General features: G+C 72.3%; 17 protein-coding genes. 10 read left to right on the forward strand and 7 right to left on the reverse strand.

The features are described from left to right. Nucleotides 1-8: 8 nt before the first annotated feature. Nucleotides 9-1,019, reverse strand: coding sequence for a 1-aminocyclopropane-1-carboxylate deaminase (locus NYZ95_RS15900; protein ID WP_262852442.1), 1,011 nt, complete (start codon nucleotides 1,017-1,019; stop codon nucleotides 9-11). A gap of 68 nt (nucleotides 1,020-1,087) precedes the next feature. Between NYZ95_RS15900 and NYZ95_RS15905 the strand changes: the two genes are divergently transcribed. The 4 genes from NYZ95_RS15905 to NYZ95_RS15920 all read left to right on the forward strand — a co-directional run bounded on the left by NYZ95_RS15905 (nucleotide 1,088) and on the right by NYZ95_RS15920 (nucleotide 6,587). Continuing rightward, nucleotides 1,088-1,765 (forward strand): GntR family transcriptional regulator, encoded by a 678-nt coding sequence (locus NYZ95_RS15905; protein ID WP_262852303.1) that lies wholly within the window; start codon nucleotides 1,088-1,090, stop codon nucleotides 1,763-1,765. Nucleotides 1,766-1,826: 61 nt separating this feature from the next. After that, nucleotides 1,827-4,694 carry a helix-turn-helix transcriptional regulator gene (locus tag NYZ95_RS15910; protein WP_262852304.1) on the forward strand — a complete coding sequence of 956 codons (2,868 nt, stop codon included), beginning with the start codon at nucleotides 1,827-1,829 and terminating at the stop codon, nucleotides 4,692-4,694. After that, entirely contained in the window at nucleotides 4,691-5,431 is a 741-nt protein-coding gene (locus tag NYZ95_RS15915; protein WP_262852305.1) for an alpha/beta hydrolase, read from the forward strand. Before NYZ95_RS15910 ends, NYZ95_RS15915 begins: the two co-directional genes overlap by 4 nt. A gap of 82 nt (nucleotides 5,432-5,513) precedes the next feature. Next, nucleotides 5,514-6,587: a permease gene (locus NYZ95_RS15920; RefSeq protein ID WP_262852306.1), complete on the forward strand. Its 1,074-nt coding sequence runs from the start codon at nucleotides 5,514-5,516 to the stop codon at nucleotides 6,585-6,587. A gap of 15 nt (nucleotides 6,588-6,602) precedes the next feature. On the opposite strand, the gene NYZ95_RS15925 is transcribed toward NYZ95_RS15920, so the two are convergent. Further along, on the reverse strand, nucleotides 6,603-7,820 hold the full coding sequence (locus NYZ95_RS15925; RefSeq protein ID WP_262852307.1) for an RNA polymerase sigma factor: 1,218 nt from the start codon (nucleotides 7,818-7,820) through the stop codon (nucleotides 6,603-6,605). Continuing rightward, nucleotides 7,817-8,185: a YciI family protein gene (locus NYZ95_RS15930; RefSeq protein WP_262852308.1), complete on the reverse strand. Its 369-nt coding sequence runs from the start codon at nucleotides 8,183-8,185 to the stop codon at nucleotides 7,817-7,819. The genes NYZ95_RS15925 and NYZ95_RS15930 overlap by 4 nt, the downstream gene beginning before the upstream one ends. Before the next feature lie 146 nt (nucleotides 8,186-8,331). Between NYZ95_RS15930 and NYZ95_RS15935 the strand changes: the two genes are divergently transcribed. Then, complete coding sequence (locus tag NYZ95_RS15935; RefSeq protein ID WP_262852309.1) at nucleotides 8,332-9,813, forward strand: MFS transporter; 1,482 nt, start codon at nucleotides 8,332-8,334, stop codon at nucleotides 9,811-9,813. Next, the gene (locus NYZ95_RS15940) at nucleotides 9,810-10,868 is read left to right on the forward strand and encodes a lactonase family protein (protein WP_262852310.1); all 1,059 of its coding nucleotides are present in this window, start codon (nucleotides 9,810-9,812) and stop codon (nucleotides 10,866-10,868) included. The genes NYZ95_RS15935 and NYZ95_RS15940 overlap by 4 nt, the downstream gene beginning before the upstream one ends. On the opposite strand, the gene cls is transcribed toward NYZ95_RS15940, so the two are convergent. Continuing rightward, on the reverse strand, nucleotides 10,840-12,282 hold the full coding sequence (cls, locus tag NYZ95_RS15945; protein ID WP_262852311.1) for a cardiolipin synthase: 1,443 nt from the start codon (nucleotides 12,280-12,282) through the stop codon (nucleotides 10,840-10,842). The two genes, NYZ95_RS15940 and cls, sit on opposite strands and share 29 nt — an antisense overlap. Before the next feature lie 82 nt (nucleotides 12,283-12,364). On the opposite strand from cls, the gene NYZ95_RS15950 reads away from it, so the two are divergent. Further along, complete coding sequence (locus NYZ95_RS15950; RefSeq protein ID WP_262852312.1) at nucleotides 12,365-12,961, forward strand: LOG family protein; 597 nt, start codon at nucleotides 12,365-12,367, stop codon at nucleotides 12,959-12,961. Here NYZ95_RS15950 and NYZ95_RS15955 read toward each other — a convergent pair. Next, nucleotides 12,954-13,937 carry a GlxA family transcriptional regulator gene (locus NYZ95_RS15955; protein WP_262852313.1) on the reverse strand — a complete coding sequence of 328 codons (984 nt, stop codon included), beginning with the start codon at nucleotides 13,935-13,937 and terminating at the stop codon, nucleotides 12,954-12,956. The two genes, NYZ95_RS15950 and NYZ95_RS15955, sit on opposite strands and share 8 nt — an antisense overlap. 94 nt (nucleotides 13,938-14,031) lie before the next feature. Here NYZ95_RS15955 and NYZ95_RS15960 point away from each other — a divergent pair, with 94 nt between their 5' ends. Further along, entirely contained in the window at nucleotides 14,032-14,865 is an 834-nt protein-coding gene (locus NYZ95_RS15960; protein WP_262852314.1) for a dienelactone hydrolase family protein, read from the forward strand. A gap of 68 nt (nucleotides 14,866-14,933) precedes the next feature. Continuing rightward, the gene (locus NYZ95_RS15965) at nucleotides 14,934-15,473 is read left to right on the forward strand and encodes a dihydrofolate reductase family protein (RefSeq protein ID WP_262852315.1); all 540 of its coding nucleotides are present in this window, start codon (nucleotides 14,934-14,936) and stop codon (nucleotides 15,471-15,473) included. Between the two features lie 10 nt (nucleotides 15,474-15,483). Here the strand turns inward: NYZ95_RS15965 and NYZ95_RS15970 are convergent, their stop codons facing one another. Next, entirely contained in the window at nucleotides 15,484-16,107 is a 624-nt protein-coding gene (locus NYZ95_RS15970) for a TetR/AcrR family transcriptional regulator (protein ID WP_262852316.1), read from the reverse strand. Between the two features lie 75 nt (nucleotides 16,108-16,182). On the opposite strand from NYZ95_RS15970, the gene NYZ95_RS15975 reads away from it, so the two are divergent. Further along, complete coding sequence (locus NYZ95_RS15975; RefSeq protein ID WP_262852317.1) at nucleotides 16,183-17,583, forward strand: cytochrome P450; 1,401 nt, start codon at nucleotides 16,183-16,185, stop codon at nucleotides 17,581-17,583. A 10-nt stretch (nucleotides 17,584-17,593) separates the two neighbouring features. Here NYZ95_RS15975 and NYZ95_RS15980 read toward each other — a convergent pair whose 3' ends face one another. After that, nucleotides 17,594-18,526 (reverse strand): DUF808 domain-containing protein, encoded by a 933-nt coding sequence (locus tag NYZ95_RS15980; protein WP_262852318.1) that lies wholly within the window; start codon nucleotides 18,524-18,526, stop codon nucleotides 17,594-17,596. Between the last annotated feature and the right edge of the window lie 65 nt (nucleotides 18,527-18,591).

The following is an 18,591-nucleotide window of genomic DNA, read 5'->3' on the forward strand; positions in this document are numbered from 1 at the left end:
CGCCCGCCTCAGTCGGTGAACAGGGCGCTGTAGGCGTTGAGCGCGGGTTGCCCTCCGAGATGGGCGTAGAGCACGTTCGACTCCGCGGGGATGTCCCCGTTCGTCACCAGGTCGACGAGGCCGGCCATCGACTTCCCCTCGTACACCGGGTCGAGGATCACGCCTTCCAGGCGGCCGGTGAGCCTGATCGCGGCGAGTGTCGACTCCACGGGAACGCCGTAGCGCTCACCTGCCCACCCTTCGAGGACGGTGATCTCGTCGTCGGTGAGGTCGCGTCGAAGACCGAGGAGGTCTGCGGTGCTGCGGGCGATGCGGGCGACCTGTGACCTCGTCGCCTCGATCTCCGCCGAGGCGTCGACGCCGATCACGCGGCGCGGGCGGTCCTGCAGGGCGAAGCCGGCGATCATGCCGGCCTGGGTGGAGCCGGTGACGGCACAGACGACGATCGTGTCGAAGAAGACGCCGAGCTCCTGCTCATGCTGCCGGACCTCCGCCGCCCAGCGTGCGAACCCCAACCCGCCGAGCCGGTGGTCCGACGCGCCGGCGGGGATGCCGTACGGCGTGCCGCCGCGTCGGCGGACGTCCTCGAGCGCCTGCTCCCAGCTGCTCTTGATGCCGATGCCGAAGCCCGCGGGGTCGAGACGCACCTCCGCGCCCATGATCCGCGACAGCATGATGTTACCGACCCGGTCGTTGAGGGGATCAGGCCAGTCGACCCAACGCTCCTGCACGAGGACGGCCTCGAGGCCGAGATGGGCGGCGACCGCGGCGACCTGACGCGTGTGGTTGGACTGGTAGCCGCCGAGCGTCACGAGAGTGTCGGCGCCCTGCTCCACAATGTCAGGCACCAGGTATTCGAGCTTGCGCGTCTTGTTCCCGCCGTACGCGAGCCCCGAGCTGCAGTCCTCGCGCTTCGCCCAGATCTGTGCGCCGCCGAGGTGGGCAGTCAGGCGGTCGAGCCGGTGGACCGGGCTCGGTCCGAAGAGCAGCGGATAGCGGGGGAAGTCCTCCAGCGACATCACGCACGCTCCTCGTCTGCGGACAAAAGCGTTGCCGGATCGGTGACCCGCAGTGTGTAATATATCGCATGCCGCGCCGGGACGACACGTTCACGATCGACCGTCGCCTTCTCCGCGACGACGTCTATCGGCGCCTGCGCGACGCGATCGTCGACGGTGCGCTTGCTCCGGGCGAGCAACTTCGCGACGCCGACCTGGCGGAGCGCCTGGGGGTCAGCCGCACACCTGTCCGCGAGGCGCTGCTGCGACTGGCGGAGGCCGGCCTGGTCGTGGCGCGCCCTGGCAGATCCACCACGGTGAGCTCGCTCCATGCGCAGGACATCAACGATGCCCGCGTCGTGGTCGCCGCCATGCACGCGGCGGCCGTCCGCGAGGCGATCGACCGCTTCACGCCCTTCGACCTGGAGGAGATGCGCGAGGCCAACCGCCGGTTCGCAGAGGCGATCGCGAGGGGCGACGTGGTCGAGGCGCTGCAGGCCGACGACGCGTTGCACGGCGTCCCTGTGCGGGTGGCCGGCAACCGCGCACTGACGGCGGTGCTCGAGCAGTACGTGCCCGTCCTGCGGCGAGCCGAGCGGCTGCGGTTCTCGTCGTCGGCAGCCCGCGAGTCGGTCGCGCGCCACGACCACCTCATCGCGCTGTGCGAGTCCGGGGACGGCGAGGGCGCCGGCGCGATCGAGTACAGCACGTTCGCCAGCCTGGCCGTCGAGATCGAGGCGGAGGTCGCAGCAGCGGACGAGGAATGAGCCCGCCGCGGCACGTTCGGCGGGCGAGCCCATGGAGCGTGTCGACCGAGGGGGACCACCGATGGGGGAACACGACGTCACACCGCCGCTGTTGGTCGGACGTCGCCGGGAGTGCGCGAGGCTCGACGATCTCGTCGCGGACGCGAGAGCGGGCCGTAGCAGCGCCATGGTGCTCACCGGCGAACCAGGCATCGGGAAGACGGCTCTGCTCGAGCACGTCGCAAACGCCGCGGGCGCCGCGGAAGGCCGCGTACTGAGGGCGGTGGGCGCACAGGCGGAGAACGACCTGCCGTACGCCGGTCTTCACCAGCTCTGCCACCCTCTGCTCGATCTCAGAGACCGCCTGCCGGCGCCCCAGGCCCAGGCGCTGGGCGTCGCGTTCGGACTCTGCAGCGGGCCGGCGCCTGAGAGGTTGATGGTCGGCCTCGCCACGTTGTCGCTGCTCACCGAGGCAGCGCGAGACCAGCCGCTCGTGTGTCTGGTCGACGACGCCGATGTGATGGACAGGGCATCGGCGCAGGCGCTGTCGTTCGTCGCGCACCGGCTCCGGACGCAGGCGGTGGTCCTCCTCGTCGCCACCCGGCCCGGGGCCGGGAACGAGTGGTCGGGGCTTCCTCGTACGGCGCTGCGCGGACTCCCCAGGCACGACGCCGAAACCCTGCTGAGCGCGGTGATCCCCTCACCCCTGGACAGGCGGGTACGCGACCGCCTGCTGTCCGAGACCCGCGGCAACCCGTCGGCGCTGCGTACGCTGCCCAGGTGGTTCTCGGCTGCCGAGATGGTGCTCGGCCCGCAGACGATGACGCTCGCCTCGCCGAGCGAGCAGGATGCCGCGCTCCGGCGGCTCCTGGAGCCGCTCGCAGAGTCAGAACGTCAGCTCCTGCTGGCGGCAGCGTGCGATCCGACAGGAGACGTCGCCCTGCTTCGCCGGGTGGTGGAGCGGCTCGGTCTCGCGACCGACCTCTGCGTCGAGACCGGCGTCACCGGGGTGCTCGAGCTCCGCGACACCGTCCGGTTCAGGCCACCGCTGATGCGCTCGGTCGTGTACCGCGCCGCCACTGCGGCGCAGCGGCGGACCGTTCACGAGGCCCTCGCGCATGCCACGGACGCGGACCAGGACCCGCACCGGCGCGTCTGGCACCAGGCTCATGCGGTGGGCGCGCCCGACGAGGCGACAGCGGTGGCGCTCGAAGAAGCGGCCGACCGTACGACCGAGTGCGGTGGCCCGGCCGTGGCCGCCGCGTTCCTCGAACGTGCGGCTGCGCTCACTCCTGACGTCGGAGTGCGGGCGCGCCGCCAGCTCGCGGCGATCGAAGCCCTGCTTCACGTCGGCGCCGTCGACGCAGCGCGCGCGCTGTCCCGGGTCGCCGAGGGCGAGGTCCTGGACGAGGCGCGCCGAGCGCGGCTCGACCTGCTGCGTGCGCGGATCGAGGCCGTCTCGGGGACGTCCACCGAGGTGTCGCCGGTCTTGCTCGCCGTCGCGCGGCGGCTCGAGGCATGGGACTCCCAGCTGGCGCTCGACGGTTACGCCGATGCGTTCGCCGCTGCGTTGTTCTCCGCGCGCACGGACCCCACGGCGGGGCTGAAGGACGTGGCCGAGGCGGTCCGCGGAGCGCCGGTACCGCAGGACCTGCGCCGGGGTGACCGGTTGCTCCACGGGGTGGCGACGCTCTACACCGACGGTTACGCCGCCGCAGTGCCGGTGCTCAAGGGCGCGATCGAGGCCTTCGACACCGAGGACGTCACGCTCGACGAGGCGGCCCGCGTGCTGTGGCTGGTCGAGCTCGTGGCCGCCGGACTCTGGGACGACCGAGCCTGGGATCGGTCGACCCGCCGTCACGTGGCGCTGGCGCGCAGCGCGGGGGCGCTCGGCGAGCTGATGACCTCGCTGCACGCGCGGGTCTTCGTGACGCTGTTCGAGGGTGACCTGGAGGCGGCGGCCGCGATGACCGAGGAGATCCGCGGGCTCGAGAGGGGGCCGGCGCCCACGCCGTACGGGGCCGTCGGGCTTGCCGCCTTCCGCGGTGACGAGGACGAGGCGGAGCGGCTGCTGGCGTCGGCCGACGCGCAAGCCGCCGCCCGAGGCGACGGGATGGGGGCGTGGGTCGCGCAGTGGGCGCGTTCGGTCCTGTACAACGGGCTCGGTCGATATCCGGAAGCGCTGGAGTCCACCCGCAAGGCCGCCGTGCACCCCCACGGGTTCGCCGTCGCAGCCTGGATGCTCGTCGAGAGGGTCGAGGCAGCCGCACGCGCGGGGGAGCGCGCCACCGCCGAACGGGCGATGGCGCAGCTCAGCGACATCGCGCGGCCCAGCGGCAGCGACTGGTCGCGAGGCGTGGCCGCACGGTGCGAGGCCCAGCTCCGAGACGGTGAACGTGCCGAGAGCCTTTACCGGGAGGCGATCGACCGGCTCGAGCGTACGACGATGCGCGCCGATCTCGGACGGGCGCAGCTCGCGTACGGGGAGTGGCTGCGGCGCGCCGGGCGGCGGACGGAGGCGCGGGCGATGCTGCGCGCGGCCCACGAGCTGCTGACGACGCTCGGGTTGGCGGCGTTCGCCGAGCGTGCGCGGCGAGAGCTCGCCGCGACGGGAGAGACGGTGCGCAAGCGGGTCGACGACGACCGGCACGCGCTCACCCCGCAGGAGCTGCACGTCGCGCGCCTGGCGGCGGAGGGGTTGACCAACCCGGACATCGGTAGCGAGCTCTTCCTGAGCCCTCGCACGGTGGAGTGGCACATGGGGAAGGTCTTCGGGAAGCTCGGCATCTCGTCCAGGCGCCAGCTGCGCGGCGCGCTGCGGGCAGGGGAACACGAAGAAGTCCCGGGGGTGGACCAGGGACGAGCACGGGGGCGACGACGGGAGCGGACGCCGATGCTCGAAGTCCGTGCAGTCGCCCTTCGGGGCCTTCGAGAAGGAGAACCGTCATGACCGCTCCGTCGCCCGACTCCGACACGACCCCCACCATCGTCCTCGTCCACGGTGCGTTCGCCGAGTCCGCCAGCTGGAACGGCGTCGTCCCCGAGCTCCAGCGGCGCGGCTATCCCGTCGTCGCGCTCGCGAACCCGTTGCGCGGACTGCGCAGCGACGCGACGTACCTGCGCAGCTACCTCGACAGCGTGGAGGGGCCCGTCGTCCTCGCGGGCCACTCCTACGGCGGGGTCGTGATGAGCGAGGCCGCGGAGGGGGCAGCGGGGGTGACCGCGCTCGTCTACCTCGCCAGCTTCACGCTCGAAGTCGGCGAGAGTGCGAACGAGCTCTCGTCGAAGTTCCCGGGTGCGAAGCTCGGGACAGCGGCCCAGCCGGTGCCGTTCGTCACCGGGGAGGGGAGCGGGGCGGACGTCTACATCGACCAGAGCAGGTTCCACGAGGTGTTCGCGGCAGACGTGCCGAGCGACACCGCGCGGCTGATGGCGGCGACGCAGCGTCCGATCGCCGCGGCCGCCCTGGACGAGCCGGCGACCAAGGCGGCCTGGCGGACCATCCCCTCGTGGACGCTGATCGCCACCCAGGACCTGGCGATCCCGGCCGAGTCCCAGCGGTTCATGGCCGAGCGGGCGCAGTCCCACACGGTCGAGATCGACGCGTCCCACGCGGTGACGGTCTCCCAGCCGGTGGCGGTCGCGGACCTGATCGATGCTGCCGCACGAGGGGTCACCGACGTCTGACGCGCGCCGCCGGCACGCGGTCGCGTGCTCGGCACCAGCGTCGTACGGTCGACAGACCATCCACCGACGCGAGGAGCGCGAGATGGACGCACCGGAGCCGAGGATCGACGACGTCGACCGTCGTCGTGCAGGGATCATCGGGGTCGCCGTCCTGCTCGTGCTCCTCGTCGTCGGGCTGGCGTGGGCGAAGTGGATGCCGTACGTCGACAAGACGACCGCGCTGTCGGGTTCCGGCGCGTGGGACGGGGCGGCGATCTTCGACTCCGCCGCCGATGCCAGCTCGCCCCTCGCGGCGGGGTGGGAGTTCACCACCGCCTACTTCGCGGCCGTGTGGCGCGCGCTGCTCGTGGCGGTCCTCGTCGCGGCTGCCGTCGACGCGCTCGTGCCGCGTGCGTGGCTGCTGACGGTCCTCACGCGGCGCACCCTGGTCGGTCAGTCGCTGGTCGGCGGGATGGCGTCGACACCTAGCATGATGTGCACCTGCTGCGCCGCTCCGGTGGCGGCCAGCCTGCGCCGCCGCGGGTCGCCGATGGCGGCGTGCCTCGCCTACTGGGTCGGCAACCCGGTGCTGAACCCCGCCGTGCTGGTGTTCCTGCTGCTGGTGCTCCCGTGGCAGTACGCCGCGGTGCGGCTCGTCGTCGGCGGGCTCCTCGTGGTGGGGGCAGCGGCGCTCGTCGCCCGCCTGCTGGAGCCGCAGCGGGCGGCGCCGTCGGTCGTCGAGGTCGCGCCCGCCGAGGATGCCCGCTCGGTCGGTGAGCTGCCGGGACGCTACCTCCGCTCCCTGACCCGGTTCACGGTCGTGCTCGTGCCCGAGTACGCGATCGCGGTCTTCGCGGTCGGCATGGTCAGCGGGCCGCTCTCGGACTTCGAAGGGGTGCAGCGTCAGCTCGGCATCGTGGCCGTCCTGCTCATCGCTGTCGTGGCGACCGCGCTGGTCGTGCCCACCGGTGGCGAGATCCCGGTGATCGCGGCCCTCACGGCGGCGGGAGCGGGCGCCGGCCTCGGCGGCATCCTGCTCATCGCGCTCCCGGCGCTCTCGCTGCCGTCCATGCTCATGGTGGGGAAGGCGTTCGGGTGGCGGGCCACGGTCGCGACCGCGGCGTTCGTCGTCGCCGCGAGCCTGGTGGCCGGTGCCGCCCTGGCTGCCCTGAGCTGACAGGCGTCTGCGGCCTCACGCCCCTAGACGCCGGAGGCGGTCGCGCAGGTGGTGCTGCTCGGCGACGTTGACGGTGGCGGCGATCGCCCGACGGTACGCGTCCGCGGCGGCGTCGACGTAGCCGACCCGTTCGAGCAGGTGGGCGCGGACGGCGTCGACGCGCGCGAGCCGCGGGTGGGCTGCGGCCAGCTCGTCGAGGAGGGCGAGGCCGTCGTCGGGTCCGTGCACCATGCTGTGCGCGACGATCCGGTTGAGGCTCACCATCGGGTTGCGGTGCCCGGTCGTGTGCTCGAGGACCACGTACAAGGCGTGGATCTCGTCCCAGTCGGTCGACTCGGTGTCGGGTGCCTGGGCGTGCACCCCGGCGATGCACGCCTGGAGGAGGTACGGGCCGGGGTCGGCGCCGGGGACGACCGCGTCCAGCAGGGCGAGTCCTTCCTCGACGGCTGCTCGGTCCCAGCGCGAGCGGTCCTGCTCGTCCAGCGGGACGAGCTGACCGCGAGGCCCGACCCGCGCCGGGTGCCGTGCCTCGGTCAGCAGCATGAGCGCGAGGAGACCGGCGGCCTCCCGCGATCCCGGCGCAGCCGCGGACAGCATGCGCGTCACTCGGATCGCCTCCGCCGCGAGGTCGGCGTCGTGGGCGGGAGCGCCGCTCGTCGTGTGGTGCGCCTCGGTGAACATGACCGAGAGGACGTCCAGGACGGGGCCGAGGCGCTCCTCGACGCCCGCCGGCTGCGGGAAGGCGCCGAGCGTGGCGACGCGGCGTTTCGCCCGCGTGATCCGCTGCGCGATCGTCGCCTCGGGCAGCTGGTAGGCGTTGGCGATCTGCGAGGTCGTGAGGCCGGCGACGGCGCGCAGCGTGAGCGCCACCTGCGCCGACCGTGAGAGGGCGGGGTGGCAGCTCAGCTGCAGGAGAAGCAGGGTGTCGTCGCTGTGGGCACCCTCGTGGCTGAGCGGCGCTTCGAGCAGCGCGACCCGGTCCTCGCGCTCCCGGCGACGCCGCTCGCTGCGGACGCGGTCGACGAAGCGGCGCCGCGCCGTCGCGGTGAGCCAGGCCTGCGGGTCGGCAGGGGGCGCCGACGGCCACCGGACGTACGCCTCGAGGAGCGCCTCCTGCACGGCGTCCTCGCACAGGTCGAACTGGCCGCCGCCGTAGGTGCGCAGCAGCCGGGCGAGGGTCCGTGGCGCCAGCTCGCGCCACGGGCCGTCGCCGGCGGGAGGTGTGGTGCTCACCCGTCTCCCAGGTCGGAGAACACGACGGGCCGGACCTCGAGGGCGAGGCCGGGGATGCGCGCGTCCGGGATCATCGTCGCGAGCTCGACCGCGCGGGCCTCGTCCTCGACGTCGATCAGGTAGAAGCCGCCCATGAACTCCTTGGCCTCGACGAACGGTCCGTCGGTGACCTCCGGGTCGTCACCGTTGCTGCGGACGACCTTCGAACGGGTCGGGTCGCCGAGCGCCTGGGTCGCGAGGAACTCGCCGCTCTCCTTCGTCGTCTCCATGAACGCGCCGTGGCCGTCGCCGATCGCCTGCTGCTGCTCGTCCGTGAGCTTCTCCAGGACCTCGGGGTTGACGTGCATCAAGATCAGGTACTTCACGGTTCCTCCTCGGGACGAGGCGTCCCCGGGCGGGGCGCCACTGGGTGGTCGTCACCGGAGGCGTCGACACGACACCACGACACGAGAATCTTCGCGAAGCTACGGCGGTGCTGTCGAGATCGCCACCGCCGCGACGACCGGCACGTATGACGTCTCCCTGGCTCAGCCTCTGCCTGCTCCTGCTGCCGACGGCCGTCGTCGCCGTCGACCTCAACGTGCTCTTTCTCGCCGTGCCTTCCCTCACCGCGGACCTCGACGCCTCAGCGACCCAACAGCTCTGGATCACCGACGTGTACGGGTTGGTGGTCGGCGTCCTCGCGATCGCGGCCGGCGCGGTCGGCGACCGCGTGGGCCGTCGCCGGCTCCTCCTGCTCGGCTGCGCGGGCTTCCTCGTGGCGTCGCTGCTGGCCGCCTCCGCGACGACCCCGGAGACGCTGCTGCTCGCCCGTGTCCTGCAGGGCGTCGCGGGCGCGACCCTGATGCCGTCGACGCTGGCCCTGATCGGGGACGTGTTCCCTGACGACGCCGCACGGACGCGTGCCATCGGGACGTGGGCGACGTGCCAGTTCGCGTGCGCGTCGCTCGGTCCGGTCGTCGGGGGCGTGCTGCTGCACTGGTTCTGGTGGGGGTCGGTCTTCCTCCTCGCCGTCCCGGCCTGTGCGGCGGTGCTGCTGCTCGGGCCCCGGCTCCTCCCGGAGCCGCGTCCGAGCGAGCGAGCGCCGCGGGTCGACATGGCGAGCGCCGGTCTTCTGATGGGTGTCCTTCTCGCGCTCTTCACCGCCCTCAAGGCGGGCGTCCCCGGCTCGCCGACCCCGGCCCGGGGTGCGGTCGCGGCGGTCGTCGTCGTGGTCGTCGGCACGGTGGCCTTCGTACGCCGCCAGCAGCGGCTGACCGTTCCGTTCCTCGACCTGGCGCTGCTGCGCGAGCGCGTGGTCGTCGTCTCCGTCGCCAGCCTCGCCCTCGTCGCCGTCGTCCTTGCCGGTACGGGGTTCTGGGTGACCCAGTACCTCCAGTCGGTCGTGGGCCTCTCGCCGCTGGCCGCGGCGGTGGCCTTCATGCCGATGGGGCTGGGCATCGGTGCGGGGTCGTACCTCGCGCCGGTCCTCGCCCGGCGCGTCGACCCCGACGTGCTGATCCCTGCAGGGCTCGTCGTGGCCGCGGTCGGGGCGCTCCTCCAGCTGACCGTGTCTGCGGGGTCGGCGTACTGGCCGATGCTGGTCGCGATCGCGCTCACGGCGTTCGGGTGCGGCCCGCTGTTCGCCTTCGGCACCAGCCGGGTGGTCTCCGGCGCGCCGCCGTCAGCGGCGGGGCGGGCGGCCGCGCTCGCGGAGACGAGCAACCACGTCGGCTCGTCGTTGGGGTTCGCCGCGGTGGGCAGTCTCGCCACCGCGGTCTTCGTGCTGGCGCTGCGACCGACCGGCGGCGAGACGATGGCCGAGGCCCGTGCCGCTGCGGAAGGCTCGCCCGACCGCGAGTCGATCCTGGAGGCACTGACCCTCGCAGGGACGGACGCCCTGCACGCGGTGGGGCTCTGCGGCGCCGTGCTCCTGCTCTGCTGCGCCGTGCTCAACACCGGCCGACGGAGCAGGCGAGGTGGTCGGCTGGGCGCGGTAGGGTCCCGTGCGTGACGACGCAGCTGGCCCTCCTCGGGTGCTACACCACGGACGGAGTGCCGGGCCTGCAGTCCGTGCGGCTGGCGAGCGACGGGGTGGTCGAGCCGCTGCACTCCTTGGCGATGGAGTCGCCGTCGTGCGTGGTCTGGCACCCGACCCTTCCGGTCGCCTACGCGACGAACGAGACTCTCGCGGGCGGCGTCACCGCGGTCGCTGTCGCCGAGTCGGGCGAGATGCGTGTCCTCGGGACGGCCACGACGGGCGCGGCGCCGTGCCACGCCGCTGTCACGCCGGACGGACGGTGGCTGCTCACGGCCGACTACGTGGGCGGCACGGTCACGCTGGTGGCGCTGGCGTCGGACGGGCGGCCGCGCGCGACGGCCGACTCCCTGCCGATGCAGGGCTCGGGGCCGGACGCCGACCGGCAGGACGCGCCGCACCCGCACATGATCGCTGCGCCCGACGCGTCGAGGGAGGCGCTGATGTGCGTCGACCTCGGGACCGACCGGATCACCACGCTGACGGTCACCGGCGACGGCCGGCTCGAGGCGGGGGAGGCATGGACGCTCCCGCCCGGGACCGGCCCCCGTCAGGCCCTCGCGCATCCCGGCGGCGACGGGATGCTGGTCGCCGGCGAGCTGTCCGCGACCTTGCTGCACGTGCGGCTGCCCGCGGGTGGCGGCGACGCGGCGCCGGCGGAGGTCGTGACCGAGGTCGCGACGACGGCCGGCCACGAGCCGACCTTCCCCGCGCAGCTCGTCAACACCCCAGACGGGTCCCACGTCCTGGTCTCCAACCGCGGCCCGGACACGCTCGCCGTCTTCGACGCCCGTACGCCCGCGCTGGACCGCGTCGCCGAGGTGCCGGCAGGCGCCGGGTGGCCGCGCCACTTCGCGTGCGTCGACGACCTCGACCTTCTCCTCGTCGCCGGCGAGCGGTCCGGCACGATCGCCTCGTACGCGCTCGGCGCCGCAGGACCGACGGGGACGCCGACGACCCGGATGGCGACCCCGGCGCCGACCTGGATCGCCGTACGGCAGGTCACTGCAAGGCAGCGGTCAGGCGCATGACGTTGTCGACGTACGCGGAGGTGCGCCCGCGGGCGAGCCATTCGTCGAGCGTGAGCTCCTTGGCGACTCTGCGGTAGGCGTCCTGGACCTTGCGGACCTCCGACACGATGCCGGGACCGAGCATCATCAGCGAGACCTCGTAGTTCAGGGCGAACGACCGCATGTCCATGTTGCTCGAGCCGAGGACGACGACGTCGTCGTCGACGCTGAAGAACTTCGCGTGGAGGATCGCGGGGGCGGGGTAGAAGTAGATCCGCACCCCGGCACGCAGCAGCGCCTCGTAGTACGAGCGCTGGGCGTGGAACACCATGAACTGGTCGCCCTGCTCGCTGACGAACAGCTCGACGTCGACTCCGCGCTGCGCCGCGGTCGTCACCGCGTAGAGGAGGGACTCGTCGGGGACGAAGTACGGGCTGGTGAGCGACAGGCGCCGCTGGGCGGAGTAGATGAGCGTGGTGAAGAGGCGCAGGTTGTTCTCGGTGACGAACCCCGGCCCGCTCGGGATCACCTGAGCGTCGACCTTGCCGGCAGGCGGGGCGAGCGTGCTGACCTCGGCGTCGAGCCGCTGGCCGGTCTCCGTGTACCAGTCGGTCGCGAACAGGACGTTCAGCGCCGTCGCCGCAGGTCCCTCGACGCGCGCCATCAGCTCCACCCACTCGCGACCGGCCTTGTGGTTCTTCGGTTTGTCGTAGCCCGGCTCGATGAGGTTCTGCGAGCCGGTGAACGCGACCGTGCCGTCGACGACCAGGATCTTGCGGTGGTTGCGCAGGTCGGGGCGACGCCACTGTCCCTTCAGCGGCCGGATGGGGAGCATGGCGTGCGCGTCGAGGCCGGCCGCGTCGAGCCGCGCGAGGAAGTCCCGGTATCCCGGGATCCCTCGCGACCCGAGGTGGTCGAAGAGGAACCTGACACTGATCCCGCGCTCGTGCGCGGCGACGAGCGCCTCGAAGAACGGCGAGGTGACCTCGTCCCAGGCGCTGATGTAGAACTCCACGTGCACCGACGTCTCGGCGCGAGCGACCTCCGCCGTCATCGCCGCGATGCTCTCCTCGTACCCGGGGAACAGCGTGACGGCGTTCCCCGGCATCGCAGGGAGCGCCCCGAGGTTGCGGTTGAGCGCTGCGGCGGAGCGTACGTACGCGGGCCCGTCGAAGTCGGCGTCCAGGGTCGGCACGGGCGCGGTACGGGCGGCCACCTCGGCGTTGACCTCGGCCTGCTGGGCGTGGCGCCGCCGGCCGAGCGAGGTCCTGCCGAGCATGAGGAAGAGCAGGAGCCCGACGAAGGGGATCACGAGGATCAGCAGCAGCCACGCCATCCCGCTGGACGGCCTCCGGTTGCGCGGCACCACACCGAGCGCGACCACCTTGATCGTGAGGTCGAGCAGGTAGAGCACAGTCCCGATCCAGGCAGCCATGCCTCACCCTGCCCCAGCGCAGGGTGGGTCGGCCTCACTCACCGAGGGTGAGTTCGGGTCGGCCGACCCGTACGATCCGGGGATGCAGCGATCCGCGTCCCGCCCTCTCGCGAGCCTCGGCGTCTTCCTCGGGTCCAGCGACGGCAACGACCCTGCGCTGGTCGAGTGCGCGTACGAGGTGGGGACGCAGCTCGCCGAGCGTGACATCGAGGTCGTGTACGGCGGGGGAGGCAGCGGTCTGATGGGAGCACTCTCGCGAGGAGTGCTGGACCATCGAGGACGTGTCTGCGGCGTCATCCCGACCTTCATGGTCGACCGTGAGTGGGGGCGCAGGGACGAGCCCGGGCTCGAGATGCACGTGGTCGGCACCATGCACGAGCGCAAGGCGATGATGACGGCGCGGTCGGACGCGTTCCTCGTGCTGCCCGGCGGTCTCGGGACGCTCGAGGAGATGTTCGAGGTGTGGACCTGGCAGACGCTGGGGCTCCACGCCAAGCCGTTGGGCGTGCTGAACCCCGACGGGTTCTGGGACCCGCTCGTCGCGATGCTGGACCGGATCGCCGAGGCCGCCTTCATGCGCCGGAGCCTGGTCGACGCTCTCGTCGTGGACGCGGACCTGCCCACCGTCCTCGACGGTCTCGCCGCCCAGGTCGTGCGGGCCCGCGGTCGGCTCAGCTGAGCGACTGTCCGAACGTCGCACGGTACTCACCGGGCCCGACGCCGACGTGGCGGCTGAACAGCCGCGCGAACGCCGCCGGGTCGCGGTAGCCGACGTCGCGGACGACCTCGTTCCACGTCCGGCCGGTGCGTTCGAGCAGGTGCTGGGCGCGGCGGACGCGGGCCTCCTGGAGGTGGCGGAGCGGGCTGCGGCCCGCCTCGGCCTTGTAGCGGCGCAGCATCGTCCTGGTGCTGGTGTGGAAGGCGTCGGCGAGCACAGCGAGGTCGTACGGCGCGTCGAGCCGCCGGTCGAGCCAGCGCTCGACCCGAGCCGCGAAGCTGCCGCCCGTCGCCGGGAGCAGCGCAGCGTCGACGTACGGCGCCTGGGTGGCACGTGCGTCGTCGACGAGGGCGAGCCGGGCGGTGCGGCGGGCGACGGACGGGCCGCAGTGACGGCCGACGAGGTCGAGGACGAAGTCGTACATCGCGGTGAAGCCGGCGGTCGTCGTGACGCCGTCGTCGTTGGCCACCAGGACGCGCGCGTCGACGTCCGCACGCGGACAGCGACGTGCGAGCGCGTCGGCGAACAGCCAGGACGTCGTCACGCGGCGTCCGTCGAGCACCCCCGCCTCACCCAGGAGGAAGGCGCCGACGCAGATCGACACGAGCGCGCGCCCGGACTCCGCGTGCGCACGGATCGCCGCGACCTCAGGCCCGAGCGCCCCCAGCCGCGCGTCCAGGTCGAGCGACGGCGCGAGCGCGAAGCCGGGCACGACGAGCACGTCGGCCTCGTGCAGCGGGCGTACGCCGACGGGCACGTCGCCCGCGGCGAGCACGCGGCGTCGCGGCGACACGACAGACGTGATGAAGGGCGTCTCTGCTCCACCGTGCGCCGCGGACACGTGCGCCCCCATCGCCAGCAGGTCGAGGACGCCGAAGACCTCGGACCCGAAGCACCCCGGGTACGCGAGCACGCCGACGCGCAAGGACTCCGTCATCTGGCGAGATTAGCCCGGATCATGGCGATCCCGCCGGTGTTCTGGTCTGTCTCGCCCCCTCGACGATGGGGGATCGACGAGCAGAGGAGGCCCGATGACGGACATCGAGGGGCAGGCAGGCGTGCTGGACGGGTTCACGCGGCGGAGGTTCGCCGCGGAGGGCACGGAGAAGGTCGTGCACGTGGCCGGCGAGGGGCCGGCGGTGGTCGTGATGCCGGAGATGCCGGGGATCAGCCCGGACGTGCTGCGCTTCGCGCGCTGGGTGCGCGAGGCGGGGTTCACCGTCTACGTCCCCTCGCTGTTCGGGACCGACGGCGCCGTCCCCACCGCGGACGACGGCACGGCGGTGATGAAGCGGGCGTGCGTCAGCGCGGAGTTCCGCGCGTTCGCCGGTGGCGGGACCAGCCCGGTCGTCCGGTGGCTACGGGCGCTCGCGCGGCAGGCGCACTCGGAGTGCGGCGGACCGGGGGTCGGGACGGTCGGGATGTGCTTCACCGGCAACTTCGCGCTGACGATGACGCTGGAGACGTCGGTGATCGCCCCGGTGCTGGGGCAGCCGTCGCTCCCGCTGGACGACCCGTCGGTGCTGGAGATCTCGCCCGAGGACGCCGACGCCGTACGGGAGCGCTTCGACCGGGACGACCTGAGCGCGCTCGCGTACCGCTTCGACAACGACCGGTGGTGCACAGGCCAGCGGTTCGCGGCGTACCGGAAGCTGCTGGGCGACCGGTTCGACGGTCGCGTCCTGGACGGCGGGGTCGCGAACCCCGAGCCGCCGCCGTTCTTCCGCGACGTGGTCGGCACGCCCCACAGCGTGGTGACCGCGCACCTGGTCGACGAGGAGGGGCACCCCACCGTGCAGGCGCGCGACGAGATCCTCGCGTACCTGGCTGCACGGCTCCGCCCCGACGGCGACGGTGCCCGGTAGGACGCCGATGAGTTCGAGGGCTGGGTGGGGTCCACAAGCCTGTCACCACCGACCGTACGGAGGAACCCATGCGCAACGTCGTCGCCTACATGCTGCTCTCGCTGGACGGGGTCGCCGAGTCACCTGACCGGTACGTCCTCGAGTTCGACGACGTCATGTACGACAACCTGCGGCGCGTGATCGGCACGCAGGACGCGGTGCTGCTCGGGCACCGCATGTACGACGAGTGGTCGACGTACTGGCCGGGTTCGGACCACGAGCCGTTCGCGTCGTTCATCAACACCGTCCCGAAGTACGTCGCCGCGTCGGAGCCGTTCGCGCCCGACTGGGCCGCGACGACGGTCGTCGACGGCCCGTTCGAGGACGCCGTGCGCGTCCTCAAGAAGGAGGATGGCGGCGACATCGGGATCCACGGCAGCCTCGCGCTGACCCGGTCGCTGCTCGACGCCGACCTCGTCGACGCGTTGCGGCTCGTCGTGACCCCCGTCGCCGTGGGGGAGGGGAGGCGGCTCTGGGACGGGTTCGCCGAGCCGCAGCGCTGGCAGCTCGAGAAGTCCGTCGCCGCACCGAGCGGCAGCCTGCTCCTCGACTACCGGCGGCTGGCGTAGCCGCACGCGCTCAGTCGGCGAGCAGCGACCCGAGCTCGGACGGCTGAGCGGCGGCCGGCAGCGCGACGAGTGCGCCGACGAGGGCTCCGGCGCACATGTCGCGAACGTCGTCGAGCGGGACGTCGGCGGCGGTCGTCGCCCACTCGTGCCCGACGGTGCGCAGGTGCAGCAGCCAGCCGCGGACGGCCAGGACCAGCAGCGGGTGTGGCTCGGCTCCGGGAGCGAGGACGGTGAGGATGCGCTCCTCGTGCTGGCGCGTCGAGCGCTCGAGGATCGACTCGATCTCGGGGTCGCCGCTGGCTGCTCCGCGGTGGATGGTGCTCACCCCGAGCCGGTTGGCGGCGCAGTGGCGGAGGTAGTTCTCGACGCCCGCGAGCAGCTGCTCGCGCGGGCTGACGTCCGGCTTGGGCGTCGTGGCCTCCGCGAGCTGGTCGGCGGCCTGCGCGAGGAGCGCGGCGAAGAACGCGCGCTTCGTCGGGAAGTAGTGGTAGAGCAGCCCTCGCGACACCGACGCCATCTCCGCGACCCGCTCGATGTGGACGTCCTCGTACGGCTGGGTCGCGAAGAGCTGCGCACCGAGCTGCAGCAGCTGCGCGCGGCGCTGCTCCGGAGAGAGCCTCGTGCGGGACGCCATGCGGCGAACACTACTTGACACGCGTTCAGTAGCGGTTCAGTCTTTGTTGAACCGACGTGCAACAAGGAGTTACCGATGCGCAACGCCTGGTCCGGACACACGTTCCCTCATCCTGCCGGGCGTCGGCGCTGGATGAAGGACGCGGAGAGCATGGATCCCGACCGTCCCGTCCAGTACATCCTCGAGCACCACCGCCGCCTCGGGCCGATCTTCGAGATCGTCGTCTTCGGGCAGAAGTTCGTGTTCGTGACCAGCGCGGAGCTCGCCGCCGAGCTCAACGACGAGAAGCGGTTCGTCAAGGCGAACTCGCCGGCGCTCGACGGCCTGCGCGGCATCGCCGGCGACGGGCTCTTCACCGCGTACAACGACGAGCCCAACTGGCGGCTCGCGCACGACCTTCTGGTCCCGGCGTTCACCAAGCAGGCGATGCAGCGCTACCACCCCGTGATGGCCGAGACGCTCGACGAGCTGTTCGGGGTGTGGGACGAAGGTCCGGGCCGCATCGACGTCTCCGCGGACATGACACGCCTGACGCTGGAGACCATCGGTCGTACGGGGTTCAGCCAGGCGTTCGGCTCGTTCACCACCCGAGAGGTCCACCCGTTCGTCGAGGGCATGGTCACCGCGCTGACGCTCGGGCGGCGCAAGGGCGTCATCGGCGCGCTGCCCGGGGCGCGGATCCTCGAGCGGCGCCTGGACCGCAAGCACGCCGACCAGCTGTCGTACGTCAACCGGTTCCTCGACGACATCGTGGCGTCGCGGCGGCGGTCGCCGGCCACCGGTGGCGACGACCTGCTCGGCATCATGCTCGACCAGGCCCACCCCGAGACCGGCGAACGGCTGAGCGACGCCAACATCCGCTACCAGATCCTGACGTTCCTCGTCGCCGGCCACGAGACGACCTCCGGTGCGCTGTCGTTCGCGCTCTACTACCTCCTGCGCCATCCCGAGGCGATGGCCAAGGCACAGGCGGAGACCGACGCGATCCTCGGTGCCGACCCCGACGCGACCCCGTCGTACGAGCAGGTGGCGCGCTTCCGCTACCTCCGCAAGGTGCTCGACGAGTCGTTGCGCCTGTGGCCGACGGCTCCCGGCTACGCGCGCAGCCCGCGCGAGACGACGACGCTCGGCGGCCGCTGGACGATGACGCCCGACGACTGGGCGCTCGTGTTCCTCCCGCTGGTCCAGCGCGACCCGGCGGTGTGGGGCGAGACGGCCGACGACTTCGAGCCCGAACGCCCCAGGCCGCGGCTCGCGGGGACGGCCAAGCCGTTCGGGACCGGTGAGCGCGCCTGCATCGGGCGCCAGTTCGCGGTGCACGAGGCGACGATGGCGCTGGCGCGGATCCTGCACCGCTACGACCTCGTCGGCGACCCGTCGTACGAGCTGAGCATCGACGAGCGGCTGACGCTGATGCCCCAAGGCCTGGAGCTCACGCTGACGCCACGGCATACGCTGAGCGTACGACCGGCGTGACCTGCGGCCGTCAGTGCTTCTTGCGGCGCCCCAGCAGGTGCCTGACGGCGACCACGACGGCGCCGACGACGAGACCGAGCAGTGCCGAGGCGGCGGTGTTGACCAGCCACGGCAGGACTCCGCCCGCACCCGGGACGGCGTCGTGCACGATCTCCTCGAGGTGGTGCACGGCGTCGAACAAGCCGTGCCATCCGAGGTCGTCGACGCCGACGAGCAGGATGTGGCCGCCGACCCAGAGCATCGCGGCGACGCCGACGATCGACAGCGTGCCGAGGACGACCGGCATCGCGCGGACGAGGAACCGGCCGACCTTCTGCGAGAAGGCGGAGCTGCGGGCGGCCAGAGACAGTCCGATGTCGTCCATCTTGACGATGAGACCGACAGCGCCGTAGACGAGCGCCGTGATGGCGATCGCGACGACCGCGAGGATCACGGCACGCGAGACGAACGGCTCGTCGGCCACCTCGTTGAGGGCGATCACCATGATCTCGGCCGACAGGATGAAATCGGTCGTGATGGCGCCTGAGACGACCTTGCTCTCCTCGACGGGCCCCTGCGACGACGAGGGGACGTCGGGACCGTGGTGGCCCGAGACCTTCTCCCAGATCTTCTCCGCGCCCTCGTAGCAGAGGTAGGTGCCACCGACCATGAGGATCGGGGTGAGCAGCCACGGCGCGAACTGGCTGAGCAGCAGCGCGACGGGGAGGATGAACACGAGCTTGTTGCGCAGCGAGCCGATCGCGATCTTCTTGATGATCGCCAGCTCGCGCTCAGGTCTGAGCCCCTGGACGTACCGCGGGGTGACCGCGGCGTCGTCGACGACGACTCCGGCTGCCTTCGTGCTGGCACGTCCGGCAGCCGCACCGACGTCGTCGATCGAGGCTGCAGCCAGCTTGGCGAGCGCGGCGATGTCGTCGAGGAGGGCGGCCAGTCCGGCGCTCACGCGCGGGGACCTGTCGGCAGGTGCGAGATCACGGCCACAGCGTACGTCCCCGCGGGGCGAGGCCG

The organism is Mumia quercus (assembly GCF_025506335.1).
In the GTDB taxonomy this organism is placed as follows: Bacteria; Actinomycetota; Actinomycetes; order Propionibacteriales; family Nocardioidaceae; genus Mumia; species Mumia quercus.

Coding starts and splice junctions, on each gene's coding strand:
- NYZ95_RS15900 (WP_262852442.1), bottom strand. CDS start 1,019: ATGTCGCTGGAGGACTTCCCCCGCTATCCGCTGCTCTTCGGACCGAGC.
- NYZ95_RS15905 (WP_262852303.1), top strand. CDS start 1,088: ATGCCGCGCCGGGACGACACGTTCACGATCGACCGTCGCCTTCTCCGC.
- NYZ95_RS15910 (WP_262852304.1), top strand. CDS start 1,827: ATGGGGGAACACGACGTCACACCGCCGCTGTTGGTCGGACGTCGCCGG.
- NYZ95_RS15915 (WP_262852305.1), top strand. CDS start 4,691: ATGACCGCTCCGTCGCCCGACTCCGACACGACCCCCACCATCGTCCTC.
- NYZ95_RS15920 (WP_262852306.1), top strand. CDS start 5,514: ATGGACGCACCGGAGCCGAGGATCGACGACGTCGACCGTCGTCGTGCA.
- NYZ95_RS15935 (WP_262852309.1), top strand. CDS start 8,332: ATGACGTCTCCCTGGCTCAGCCTCTGCCTGCTCCTGCTGCCGACGGCC.
- cls (WP_262852311.1), bottom strand. CDS start 12,282: ATGGCTGCCTGGATCGGGACTGTGCTCTACCTGCTCGACCTCACGATC.
- NYZ95_RS15950 (WP_262852312.1), top strand. CDS start 12,365: ATGCAGCGATCCGCGTCCCGCCCTCTCGCGAGCCTCGGCGTCTTCCTC.
- NYZ95_RS15955 (WP_262852313.1), bottom strand. CDS start 13,937: ATGACGGAGTCCTTGCGCGTCGGCGTGCTCGCGTACCCGGGGTGCTTC.
- NYZ95_RS15960 (WP_262852314.1), top strand. CDS start 14,032: ATGACGGACATCGAGGGGCAGGCAGGCGTGCTGGACGGGTTCACGCGG.
- NYZ95_RS15965 (WP_262852315.1), top strand. CDS start 14,934: ATGCGCAACGTCGTCGCCTACATGCTGCTCTCGCTGGACGGGGTCGCC.
- NYZ95_RS15970 (WP_262852316.1), bottom strand. CDS start 16,107: ATGGCGTCCCGCACGAGGCTCTCTCCGGAGCAGCGCCGCGCGCAGCTG.
- NYZ95_RS15975 (WP_262852317.1), top strand. CDS start 16,183: ATGCGCAACGCCTGGTCCGGACACACGTTCCCTCATCCTGCCGGGCGT.